Source organism: Chryseobacterium sp. Leaf201 (assembly GCF_001421435.1).
GTDB lineage: Bacteria > Bacteroidota > Bacteroidia > Flavobacteriales > Weeksellaceae > Chryseobacterium.
Genome location: NZ_LMKA01000058.1, coordinates 22,512 through 34,689, shown reverse-complemented (window position 1 = coordinate 34,689; position 12,178 = coordinate 22,512). Strand labels below are relative to the sequence as shown.

The 12,178-nt window shown below is 35.9% G+C and carries 14 protein-coding genes; 3 read left to right on the top strand and 11 right to left on the bottom strand.

Annotated features, from left to right (window positions below):
• Window positions 1–107: 107 nt before the first annotated feature.
• Window positions 108–305 carry a hypothetical protein gene (locus ASE55_RS20060; protein WP_128414516.1) on the top strand — a complete coding sequence of 66 codons (198 nt, stop codon included), beginning with the start codon at window positions 108–110 and terminating at the stop codon, window positions 303–305.
• Window positions 247–552 (top strand): hypothetical protein, encoded by a 306-nt coding sequence (locus ASE55_RS06820; RefSeq protein ID WP_056216965.1) that lies wholly within the window; start codon window positions 247–249, stop codon window positions 550–552. Before ASE55_RS20060 ends, ASE55_RS06820 begins: the two co-directional genes overlap by 59 nt.
• A 387-nt stretch (window positions 553–939) precedes the next feature.
• On the opposite strand, the gene ctlX is transcribed toward ASE55_RS06820, so the two are convergent.
• From ctlX to ASE55_RS06765, 11 genes are all read right to left on the bottom strand, one after another.
• Window positions 940–1,863, bottom strand: a complete 924-nt coding sequence (ctlX, locus tag ASE55_RS06815) for a citrulline utilization hydrolase CtlX (protein WP_056216964.1) — start codon at window positions 1,861–1,863, stop codon at window positions 940–942.
• 12 nt (window positions 1,864–1,875) lie between these two features.
• The gene (locus tag ASE55_RS06810; RefSeq protein ID WP_056216962.1) at window positions 1,876–2,547 is read right to left on the bottom strand and encodes a CPBP family intramembrane glutamic endopeptidase; all 672 of its coding nucleotides are present in this window, start codon (window positions 2,545–2,547) and stop codon (window positions 1,876–1,878) included.
• 13 nt (window positions 2,548–2,560) lie between these two features.
• Window positions 2,561–3,475: a dimethylarginine dimethylaminohydrolase family protein gene (locus tag ASE55_RS06805; RefSeq protein WP_056216960.1), complete on the bottom strand. Its 915-nt coding sequence runs from the start codon at window positions 3,473–3,475 to the stop codon at window positions 2,561–2,563.
• Window positions 3,476–3,899: 424 nt separating this feature from the next.
• Window positions 3,900–5,186 (bottom strand): citrate synthase, encoded by a 1,287-nt coding sequence (locus ASE55_RS06800; RefSeq protein ID WP_056216957.1) that lies wholly within the window; start codon window positions 5,184–5,186, stop codon window positions 3,900–3,902.
• A gap of 89 nt (window positions 5,187–5,275) precedes the next feature.
• On the bottom strand, window positions 5,276–6,568 hold the full coding sequence (gene eno, locus ASE55_RS06795) for a phosphopyruvate hydratase (protein ID WP_056216954.1): 1,293 nt from the start codon (window positions 6,566–6,568) through the stop codon (window positions 5,276–5,278).
• A 306-nt stretch (window positions 6,569–6,874) separates the two neighbouring features.
• Window positions 6,875–8,140 carry a hypothetical protein gene (locus ASE55_RS06790; protein WP_056216952.1) on the bottom strand — a complete coding sequence of 422 codons (1,266 nt, stop codon included), beginning with the start codon at window positions 8,138–8,140 and terminating at the stop codon, window positions 6,875–6,877.
• Window positions 8,141–8,163: 23 nt separating this feature from the next.
• Complete coding sequence (locus tag ASE55_RS06785) at window positions 8,164–8,493, bottom strand: hypothetical protein (RefSeq protein WP_056216949.1); 330 nt, start codon at window positions 8,491–8,493, stop codon at window positions 8,164–8,166.
• Between the two features lie 132 nt (window positions 8,494–8,625).
• Complete coding sequence (locus ASE55_RS06780; protein ID WP_238585006.1) at window positions 8,626–9,345, bottom strand: sensor histidine kinase; 720 nt, start codon at window positions 9,343–9,345, stop codon at window positions 8,626–8,628.
• 62 nt (window positions 9,346–9,407) lie between these two features.
• Window positions 9,408–10,043, bottom strand: coding sequence for a hypothetical protein (locus tag ASE55_RS06775; RefSeq protein ID WP_128414514.1), 636 nt, complete (start codon window positions 10,041–10,043; stop codon window positions 9,408–9,410).
• A gap of 9 nt (window positions 10,044–10,052) precedes the next feature.
• Complete coding sequence (locus ASE55_RS06770) at window positions 10,053–10,895, bottom strand: hypothetical protein (protein WP_056216942.1); 843 nt, start codon at window positions 10,893–10,895, stop codon at window positions 10,053–10,055.
• A 5-nt stretch (window positions 10,896–10,900) separates the two neighbouring features.
• Window positions 10,901–11,533, bottom strand: a complete 633-nt coding sequence (locus tag ASE55_RS06765; RefSeq protein WP_056216939.1) for a response regulator — start codon at window positions 11,531–11,533, stop codon at window positions 10,901–10,903.
• A 171-nt stretch (window positions 11,534–11,704) separates the two neighbouring features.
• On the opposite strand from ASE55_RS06765, the gene ASE55_RS06760 reads away from it, so the two are divergent.
• A complete protein-coding gene (locus tag ASE55_RS06760; protein WP_056217017.1) occupies window positions 11,705–12,124 on the top strand; it encodes a hypothetical protein in 420 nt (139 codons plus the stop codon).
• Window positions 12,125–12,178 lie beyond the last annotated feature (54 nt).

Sequence of the window (12,178 nt, the reverse complement as noted above, 5' to 3'; positions counted from 1 at the left end):
CTGCTAGTAATAACTCCAATTTCTCATAGTAGACATATTCTTTCCTGTAGATTTTAATAAATTGTAAATCAAAGTATTAAATATTTGTATATTAGCCGGAATTAAAAATGAAAACTTCAAAATCTTTAAGAAGAGCCGTTGCTCCCGTCTTTTTAGGCAGTCTTCTGTCTGCTCAGGTGGGTATCAATACAGATCTTCCTACGAAAACACTGGATGTGAACCCTTACAGCGCCCGCAAAGGTTACGATGTGGGCAACCATTGGTGCCAGCCTGCCAGTTGGTGCCACCGGAACGGTGAATGTTGATGTGGCCATATTTATTAATAATGTGATAAAATCACAGGGCGGATACAACAGGTTTTCCATTATAGGCTCCGGTGTCAGAATCTATCATACAGTGGCAATTACGACCATGCAGGAATTTCCTGCCGGCACTCATACCATAGATTTAAGAACAGGGTTGGCAGAAGGTACTTCAGTACCGGGCCTGACCATTGGAGGGGCTGCATCAGATATCAATCCGGGAGAAATGACCATTCAGGTCCTGTATTAGTATAAAAATTCAAAATAAATCAATTGCTTTCTGAATAATCCAGGATCATTTAATATACCGGCATTGAGCATATTAACGATATGATACATCATCCGGTTCTTCCTGTTTATTTTTCAATAACTAAATTTTTAAACAGTACCATTTGAATGAAATCATTAAAATCCCGGAATAATATTTTATCGTTATATCCACATGGTAACAAATTTTATTTCAGTAATGTCCGAAAATATTGTCATGTTTAACAATGAACAGAAAACATAGTATTCCAATGCGGGGTATTTGCTGCTTACGGGATGATTTAATCTTTTTTTAAAAATTACATAAAAAAATCCGGAATCCAATCAGAATAATCTGATTGGATTCCGGATTTTTATTTTTATTCTGCTGTTATTTTTTAGGCAGGAAAACCTCAGCGAGCATGCATCGGGCGCTTCCACCGCCATTTACCTCTATGGTATTTAAATCTGAATAAATAATTTCGCAGTATTTTTCAATTGCAGAAACCTGATCTTCATGTAAAGACCTGTAAGCCGTTTCGCTCATGACCAGGAATTTTTCTCCGTCTCTGTTCTGAACCTGCAGCATATTTCCTGCGAACTGCTGCATCTGTTCTTCTGAGATTTCAATAATTTCCTTTCCTGAATTTTTAATGATTTCGGCTACTTTACTTCTTTCCAGTTCGCTGTCAATACAGTCCAGGCAGATTACCACAAACTTATCAGCCACGCACATCATGACATTAGTATGGTAAATCGGCAGCCTTTCTTCTCCTACAGTCTGGAAGGAATGGAAAACAACGGGCGTAAAGCCATATTTTTCACAAAACTCCCTGAAGAGATTTTCATCCAACCGTAAAGAGACCGAACCGTAAGCCAGTTTATTATCGTGGTCGAAAATCATGCTCCCTGTTCCTTCAAGAAAATGGCCCTGCATTTCAGGAAAAGACCAGTCGTCAATTTCTGACACTTCAAATCCCTGTTCTCTGATGGTTTCAATAATATCATCCCGTCTTTCCACTCTTCGGTTGGAGGCGAACATCGGGTATAAAACTACTTTTCCGTCTTTATGGAAGCTTACCCAGTTATTCGGGAAAATAGAATCCGGGGTATGCGGGTCTAACGTATCTTTAATGGTAATCACATTAATTCCTTTGCTTCTCAGTTTCTCCACAAAAGCCTTAAATTCTGTCAGCGCTTTGAACTGGGTATCAAAACCTTTCTGCTCGATCTGAAAATAATTGTTTTTTGCCGTTTCGGCATTGAAGCCGAATGCAATCGGCTCTATCATTAAAACGGTATCTGTAGTTTGCATGTGTTTAATTTTTTATAAAATAATATTGAATCCTGAATAAAAATCTGTCAGTCCATAGTAGCTCAGCGTCAGGAAAACGGTATCAATAAGGCCATGGATAATAATGTTGATCCAGATATTTTTAAATTTCAAATAGATAAGCCCGAAAGCCAGTCCGAATAAAAAAGTCATCACCAGCCCGGAAATTCCCTGATACAAATGCGGCAGTGAAAACATTACGGCACTTAACAGAACAATCACCAACTGATTTTTCCCGAACCATCTTTTAAGCTGTGAAAAAGCAAAAGCACGGAACAGGAGTTCTTCCCCGACTGCCGCACTGATCCACATATTAAAAAGCCATTTGAAATATTTCTGAGGATTTCCTTCAATCACTTTAAATGAAGAATAATCTGCCGGCTCATTAAAAATTTTACTGACCAGAGGCTGAAAAACAAAATCCATGGAAAGTTCCAGAACAAGGTAACAACCCAATATGATCATGATTTCCGACAGCCCTATTTTCTTAAAATTAAGATTCTTTAGATTTCCGTCCTGTAAGTAGGTGAACAAAAGGATCACTGCAATTATTACACAGAATGTATACGGAAAATGTGTAAAAGGATTATAAATTAATAAAAATGCGACTGCCAGAAGCAGCAATGCTACCCATTTATTACCGGGTAAAACTTTTGAATCTATCATTTTTCTTATTTCATTACTCTCTTACCAAAGGCATTGTGGAACACCTCAACAATCCTCCCATTTTTGAAATCTCCCGGTACGGGATTTCCTCTACCGTCATTCCCCATTCATTTCTCAGATGGTTATTCATTCTTGTAAAAGTCTTGTCTGAAACTACAATTTCCGGAGAAATTGAAAAGATATTCGGGAACATTTCAAACATTTCCTCATCTGTAACGTGGAAGCAGTTTTCTTCCCCGAAAATATCAATGATAAGATGATAATCACTTTCGTCCACAAACCCGTTTTTATAGATGATGCATTTATCCTCTCCTACCGGATTGAAGGTACAGTCCAGATGCAGGATTCCTTCATAGGGAATCTGATCATTTTTCTTCAGTTCAAGATCAATGATCCTTTTTTTAGGGAAATATTCTTTAAGAATTTCGATGGCATATTCATTGGTCCTCGCTGTCTTATAGTTTCTGTAATCTTCACTGAAACAGGTCCCGATAAATAGGAAATTACCCCAGACAATAACATCCCCTCCTTCTATGTGTGCCGTATCCGGAAGGTTGATAATATCCCTCCATTTTACTTTTTCAAAAATACCTTTATAGGCATCCTGCTCATCAGCCCTGTCTGAGATAACATTGGAAATAATCATTTTATCGTCAATCACAAAAGCTACATCCCTTGCAAATACCTGGTTGTAGTTCTCAATAATGCTCGGCCGAAGTACTTCTACATTGTATTTTTTTAAAACGGCCTCGAAAGCGTTCATTTCATCAATAATCTCCGATTCTTTGGGATAGATGTTATTTTGTATGGAATGATAAGACTTGGCATCGTAGCTTTCCTCGAGTGCAGGAGTTCCTCCCAGCGAATTGGGCTGCCCTAAAACTACTGATTTAAGCCTTCCCGTTTCGTTTTTTATATTTAGTTTCATAAAGAGTTATGCAATATTGCAAATATAAGTAAAGGTCTGTATCTGGGAAACTTTTAGGGTATTTTTAGGGATGTAATTCGCCTGTATTCTGAGAATAGCCTATCCTGCAGTTCTTTAATGATATGTATCCGGTAAATATTAAAGTTTTATTACTCTTAATATTTGATTAACAGATAATTTATCCAAAGTGTAATATTTATAGCACAAATATTATGATGCAATTTTATCTTTGAACGATGCCAATGTCCGTAAATTAAAGCTAATGATCATCTTCATTAATTAACAGTTTTTATTAATCAAGATCTGATTTACAATCTCTTAGGTTATACATCGGTTATTTGGATAATCTAAAGAATATTTACAAAAAAAATCCCAAAGCGAGCTTTGGGATTTAATGTATATAGATTGTAATACTGTTATCTTCTTATCTGTTGACCATATCGATATAGTCTCTCTGCTGAGCTCCCTGATAAACCTGTCTCGGTCTTCCGATCGGGTCTCCTTTCATTCTCATTTCTTTCCATTGGGCAATCCATCCCGGAAGTCTTCCCAATGCAAACATTACGGTAAACATTTCTGTAGGGATTCCTAATGCTCTGTAGATAATTCCTGAATAGAAATCTACGTTTGGATATAGTTTTCTTTCGATGAAGTACTCATCTTCAAGTGCTACTTTTTCTAACTGCATTGCAATATCAAGTGCCTTGTCTTCAATTCCTAATGCAATTAACAGATCGTCAGCAGCTTTTTTAATGATTTTCGCTCTTGGGTCGAAGTTTTTGTATACTCTGTGTCCGAAGCCCATCAAACGGAAGCTGTCGTTTTTATCTTTCGCTTTTTCAACCCATTTGTTAACGTCTCCACCGTCTTTTTCAATCAGTTCAAGCATTTCGATAACCGCCTGGTTTGCACCACCGTGAAGCGGCCCCCAAAGTGCAGAAATACCTGCAGAAACTGAAGCAAAAAGACCTGTATGGGCAGAACCAACCATTCTTACGGTAGAAGTAGAACAGTTTTGCTCATGGTCTGCATGAAGGATTAATAATTTATCTAAAGCCCCAACTACAACCGGATTGATTTCGAAATCAGCATTCGGTTGTCTGAACGCCATTTTGTAGAAGTTTTCTACATAGTTAAGGTTGTTATCTCCGTGGTTTAATGGCAGACCTAATGTTTTTCTATACGTCCAGGCAGCAAGGTGAGCAAATTTGGCAATAAGCAATTCTGCAGCAAGATCCATTTCTTCTTTAGAATTAACGTTAACCGCTTTTGGGTTAAAAGCTGTTAAGGCAGAAGTCAGAGAAGACAGAACGCCCATCGGGTGAGCAGAACGAGGGAAAGCATCGATGATTTTTTTCATCTCCTCTGCTACGAAGTTATATTTTTTGATATTCCCTTCAAAGGTATTGAACTGGTCTGAAGTTGGTAAATCACCGTGTAACAGAAGATACATTACTTCTGTGAAGTTGGATTTCTCTGCAATCTGCTCAATTGGATAGCCTCTGTAGAACAATTCTCCCTTATCACCATCTAAATAAGTGATTTCGCTGAGCGTAGCACCGGTATTTTTATACCCTAAATCTAATGTGATTAAACCTGTCTGGTCTCTTAATTTTGAAATATCGATTCCTCTGTCTCCGATCGTACTGTCTACGATAGGATATTCATATGAATTACCATCGTAATTCAATATTACTTTGTTGTCTGACATTATTTAATTTATTTTTTTTAAATATACTACTTATTACAAAATACGGCAAACTAAAAATTTCGCTTGCCGTTATTTATAAATTCGATGAATTATCTTTTGATTTTAAAAGCATCCAGTCCCGGGAAAACTGCCGTTTCACCTAAAGCTTCCTCAATTCTTAACAGTTGGTTGTATTTTGCCATCCTGTCTGATCTTGAAGCGGAACCTGTTTTGATCTGTCCGCAGTTCATGGCTACGGCTAAATCTGCAATGGTAGAATCTTCAGTTTCTCCTGATCTGTGAGACATTACCGAAGTAAATTTGTTATGCTGAGCCATTTGTACAGCTGCCATGGTTTCAGAAAGGGAGCCAATCTGGTTTACTTTCACAAGGATTGAGTTGGCAATACCTTCTTTCACTCCTCTGGCCAGTCTTTCAACATTGGTTACGAATAAATCATCTCCAACCAGCTGCACTCTGTCCCCGATTTTATCGGTTAACATTTTCCATCCTTCCCAGTCATTTTCCTGCATACCGTCTTCGATAGAGATAATCGGATATTTATTTGCCAGTTCAGCCAGATAAGAAACCTGCTCACTGCTTGTAAACTGAGCGGCATCCGGCGTCTGGAATTTTCTGTAATCGTACACTCCGTCTTTATAGAATTCTGAAGCGGCACAGTCTAATGCAATCATCACGTCGTCACCCGGCTTATATCCTGCTTTTTCAATGGCCTGAAGCAAAGTATCCAGCGCATCTTCAGTCCCGGAAAATGTTGGTGCAAAACCACCTTCATCACCTACTGCAGTAGAAAGGCCTCTTGAGTGAAGGATTGCTTTCAGGTTATGGAAAATCTCAGTTCCTTTTCTCAACGCGTGAGAGAAAGAATCTGCTTTTACCGGCATTACCATAAATTCCTGGAACGCAATCGGTGCATCTGAGTGAGAACCCCCGTTGATAACGTTCATCATCGGAACCGGAAGTGTATTGGCATTAACCCCGCCTACATATTTGTATAAAGGCATTTTCAGTTCAGCTGCCGCTGCTTTTGCAGCAGCCAGGGAAACCCCCAAAATTGCGTTAGCTCCTAAGCTTCCTTTGTTGCTTGTTCCGTCAAGATCAATCATAATCTGATCGATAAGGTTCTGGTCATATACCGGAAGGCCTACCAATTCGGGAGCAATTACTTCTCTTACATTCTCCACAGCTTTAAGAACGCCTTTCCCCATATATTCTGAACCTCCGTCACGAAGTTCTACGGCTTCATGTTCTCCTGTAGATGCTCCGGAAGGCACTGCAGCACGCCCCATCGCACCACTTTCCGTGAATACATCCACTTCAACTGTAGGATTTCCTCTTGAATCCAAAATCTGTCTCGCTTCTATGTAAGAAATGTAACTCATTGTTTTTTTTTATAGTTCAGACAAATTTAATGAATTTTTAAAATGTTGTGCTATCTATAGGATATTTTATGGTATGATTGTGAGTTAAATTTTAGTTAATTTTAATATTTTTTAAATAATACAGAGAGGGTGCAAAAAAATATTCTCCTCCTTTCACCGTTACAAAATTCTGAAACTGTAATTTGATAAGTCCTAATATCTACAACTCTTACAGATAGCTATTTCTTCCCCTGAAGGTTTTCTAGCATCTGATCATGTTACAAATCATTTGCGTTTACAGATTGATTTTGTGAATATTGATCATGGTTATTGTGGTTTCATAGAAATGGTATTAACTTTTGAAAGGTTGTAGGTGATCCCGATGAAATGTCCGAATTTGAACTGTTTTACCATAGGAATCTGCCCACTGGTACCCAGGTCATAACTTCCACCATTTTGGAAGCCGTCTGCCAGACGATCTACAACACCCATGCTTAGTCCGCCGGATAGGATCCATCTTTCTTCCCGGCCCAAGATAGCACCGGCTCCTAAAATCATTTGAAACTTTTGGTTCTGGGTAAAGATTGCTCCAAAGTTAACCTGAGGCTGTATCCATGAATTTAACCTGAAATTGGTATTAATGGTAGACCCAAATGCAAAGTCATATTGCCCGTGATTTTTCAAATACACTTCTTTTAGTGCAGTTCCTGCGGCAACATCTCTTGTTTCGTATTGCCTATCAAAAAGACTGGTAAGAAAGATTCCAGCACTGATGTCTATTTTTAAGCCACCGGTAATCCAGACTTTGTATTTTCCGACAAATGCTTCATCTTCTTGATTAGTTTCTTTATCAAATCTTTTAATAGTAAATTCAATGGCATCTGCATTTTTTCCCTGAATATCAATAGGAAGCGTATAGAAATCATTTTTAAAGAAATATTTTTTCTCAAAAGATTTCAGCATTTCTTGTGATTTATCAATGTTTTCCTTGATGATATTTTCTATAACCTTTTTCTGGGCTGATGTGAATGTGTATATTCCCTTTTCAAAAGAAGAATGATTGAGTTCCGCTTCAAGATTTAACGTTTTTAACGCAATAAACAAGGAATCTCTGGTCTTGGTGAAGCCTTCACCCAAGCTTTCTCTATTGATATTTTTCAGCTTAAACTTATCTAAGAAAAGATCTAAATCATACAATTTATCCTTTAATTGTTTATTTTCTTCGAGAAGGTTTTTATAAGTATATGAATCATGCTTTAATAATACAAGACTATCTTGCTTCTTTCCTAACTTAAATATATTATTAAATTCATTAAAATTCATAAAAAAAGTTACCGGCGCTCCACCTATAGTATAATTGTACTTAAGCGGATTGCCATTTATTAATCTCAAAGCAATTAATTCACGGGATTTTACAGAAAGCCACTTTGATTCCGAACATTTCCGAAATTCTTTTCCATCAAACTCTTTACATTTTTCAAAAGTAATCGAATTATCATGAGGAGTTCCTAAATCCACAACCAAAACTTTTGTTTTCTGACCACTTACCAAAAATGAAAGTGCCACGAATACAAAGAATAATAGATTTTTCATAATGTAAATTTTATAGTTATTATTTAATTTTTACCTGGTGACGGTGCAAGAAGTCCGGCAAGAGCGCCTATTGCTCCAGACGAAATGGCTGTGAAAATGGTAATTACCTGTGCATTTATTTGATCCCCATCTTTCATTGACATGATGGTAAGTGTTACGACAATGGTGAGAATAGCCAATCCCAGTGATATGACAATTATTCTGTAAATCCAGGAATCTGTTTCTATTGGATTTTTCGTCACAATAGTTTCTACTGCTTTTACAGGATTTTCCTGAAATTTCTTCTGTAAATCAGGACTATTTTTTAATGCTACTTTAAAGCCTTCAAATGTGTTATCAATTGGAGTTTCCATGTTTATTGGTTTTAAAATTAATACTTCAAAGTTGCTCTTAAAACAAATCCCGGTCAATTACCCAAACGGGTGATTCTGCAACAAAAAACAGCACCATTAGAAATGATGCTGCTGTATTTAAGTTGAAGCTAATTATAAATCAATCCTGAAAAAAAGATGGGTCCCGTTTTCGGTTGTCACTTCACAATGGCCGTTCTGTTCTTTCATTCTTCCTCTCATGTTCCGAAGTCCGTTTCCTTCGGGTTGGTCATAACGGATCCCGATTCCATTATCGGAAACTGTCATCATGAATTCTTTATCTTTCTGGACAAACGAGAGTTTTAGTTGACTTGACCGACTGTGTTTGTAAGCATTATTAAGGGCTTCCTTTAAACATAAAAATAAATTCCGTCTCTGTTCTGTGGTGATGATTGTTTCAAAAATTATGTTTTCATCCTCTATATTCAGTTGAATATTTGTTTTTTTGAGAAAATTCCGGGCATACATTTTCGAATAATCTATAAAACTTCCCAAGGTATCATTTCCTGAGTTCAGACTCCAGAGCATTTCTCTCATGGAAATATTCATTTCTTCGGATGTTTTCAAAAGCTCATCGATATCACTTTTTAACTCATCACCTTCAGCTCGTTGTTTTAAAAATTCTGCCTGAAGTTTCAATGCTGAAATTCCTGCGCCGAGATCATCATGCATATCATGAGAAATCCGCTCACGTTCTTTTTCTATGGATTTTTGTTTTTCAAGTTCTTTTTGGAGGAGCTGGTTTTGATGCTCGGCTTCTTTAAGTTTTTGCTGTTGAATAAAAAAAACCTGCCTTTTATTATATAATACAACAATTAAAACTATAAAAATCATAAATGTTATTAGTAAAATAACTCCTATAATATAAGCTAATTTTATTGTGTCTGGCAACTTACTCATCTTTTCATTTGTATTTTATTAGTTTCAATCTTTCTTAAAGCCATATAAAACAAACTATACATTATGATGTTCACAACATATTGTGTACTCTTTAAAATCTCTAAAAAATCAGGATCTTCTTCCTGAAGAAAAAACATTAAAATCGCTCTGAAAATAAAAAATATACTCCAAAGCATTAAACCACAAGACACCCAGAAGTGTGGATCATCTGTTATTTTCCTATCATCAAAATTTTTAAGTCTTTCATAAAACCAAACCAAAGTATTGGTAATAAAATAAAAGCAAACTAATATTCCTAGTCTGTTGTCATAGTCTTGTCCATAAAATTTAGTGAAAAAGGATATATAAACTAGCATTATCACTAAACTGTACCAATATATTTTCTTAAACTTTGGTAAAATTTTAGAATAGTAAAGAAAAAAGAATACAATAAGAAAAATGCTATAATAATTAAACAAATAAGCAAAATCACGCTCACCCAAATAGAGTTTATAATGACCATAAAGATCCAACAGAAAAGAAACTAATAGATAAATCAATACATAGCCTTGGCTGGAAAGATTTTTTCTTCCAGCCAAAACTATTGCCTTAACAACATCTATAAAGAGTATTGTTAAATATATTATCTGCAAAAACATCTTTTAAGGGTATAATGATCCCATATCAAAGTAGCCTTCTTTGCCGTTAATTTCTTCGGGAAGATACATTCCTACAATGGTTAATTGTTTTTCATGAGCAGAATATGCATCTCTATATCTTGTTTCATCTAAACCATATTGAGGGTTTCTTCTAAAAAAGTCAGATAATATCTTGTATCGAGTGACCTCACCTAAAACAAATTGTACTCGACTATACTTTTCTCCTGCAGAATTCGTTTCGTCAATAATTTCTTTAATATTATTCCAAGTATATCTCAAATGAATTGTCGAATCCTTAGGATAACTATAAGTAGAAGTAATTCTATATAAATTATTTCCCAAAAAGTTTTTACAAAGTGTATTAAAATCCAGATCGCTTATAATAGTTTTACTGACATCAAATACATAATTAAGATTAAATATAGCAAAGTGTTCTTTTAATGGATTATTATTATTATCCAATGGTGTAACAACCACATATAAAAATTCATTTGACAGATCAGGAATAACTAATACAGAATCATCATTTGTATATTTCATATATTCTTGCTTTGTTAAAAAGATAAAATTAAATTGCAATCCATTTCCTCTTGTACTATAATTATTATACAAATTTTCAATTGTACTTATATCTATAGTGTAACCATCTAAATGGTGTCGTTGCAAATCTGTATTAAGTAATTCAAGAATTCCCGCACTCGCTTGATACATAAACATAATACCAACATCGTGATGTACAATATCAAATAATCTCTCATTTTTACTGTAGACCAAATTTTTTAGCTTATCTCCATTGTTCAGTTTTGTGTCGGTAATAGCCTCTTGATTGTAATTGTCGTTTCCCATAATTTTTAGTTTTTAAAATGGTTAAATTTATTAATAGCCTCCACTTTATTGTTTACGTGAAGTTTTCTGTAGATGTTTCCGACGTGTTTTTTTACGGTGTCGATGCTGATGAATTTCTTGTCGGCGATTTCTTTGTAAAGGAGGCCTTGGGACAGAAGTCCGAGGATTTCTTTTTCACGTTCGGTGAGTTCGTCGAAGCCTTGTATTTGGGGGAGCTTTCTTTCAAAATGACGGAGAACTTTCCGGGCAATTGAGAAGCTCATCGGGGCACCGCCGTTGCAGACATCGCGGATTGAGGAGAGGATCTTATCCATGCTTTCGCCTTTCACCAGGTATCCAATGGCTCCGGCTTTAAGGGAATTAAATACTTTATCGTCATCCTCGAAGCTGGTACACATAATGAAATGGGTTTGCGGCAGGTGTGTCCTCAGCTTTTCTATGATTTCTATTCCGTGCATATCCGGCAGCTGGATATCCATCATCACCACATCGGGGGAAATATCAGAAAGTTGGGACATTGCATTTTTACCATCGAAAAACTGGGCAACAACGTTCATATCATCCTGGTAATTGATGACTTTTTTCAATGCATTGTTGTAGTTCTTTTCGTCTTCTACGATGGCTATGGAAATGCTCATGTTCGGTTCTGTTTAAGACAAATGTCAGGAAAAAACAAAGCAGAATCAATTACCCTTTTGTGTAATCTTTTAAGTTTTGAGTTCAGGTTATTGTTTTGGGTTTTGTTTTTACTAAATTTAGTAAAAAATAAGGTATCACTGCATAAACAATGTATTAAAAAAATAAAAATTATGAAAAAAGCACTTATAATGTTGAGCTCTGCACTCATTCTATCAACCATAAGCTGTAAAAAAAATGAAGGGGAGAATAAAGATGTATTAAAATCTGACCGTTCAGGAGCCGTACTTGCTGATAACGGTAAAATAGATTCCACCATTCAGTATAAAACGGATGTCAATGGAAAGAAGTATATAAAAACGGATTATGTTTATAAAGCCACTGACGGAAGTCTTGTAAAGGTAGTTTTTAATTATGATGAGAAAACAATGAGCGTAAGGAGCAACAACAAAACATTTATCCTGAACAAAGTAGAATCTACAGGAAACGAAACCACCTACGAAAAGATGGAGATGAAAGCCACAGTAAAAGGTGACAGTTTAATTTTAGATCAGAGAAATAATATTGTTGAACTGGTAAAGACAAAAATTTAAATACATAAAAGCCTTCAGACTATTCAATCTGAAGGCTTTATTTTATGCTTTATA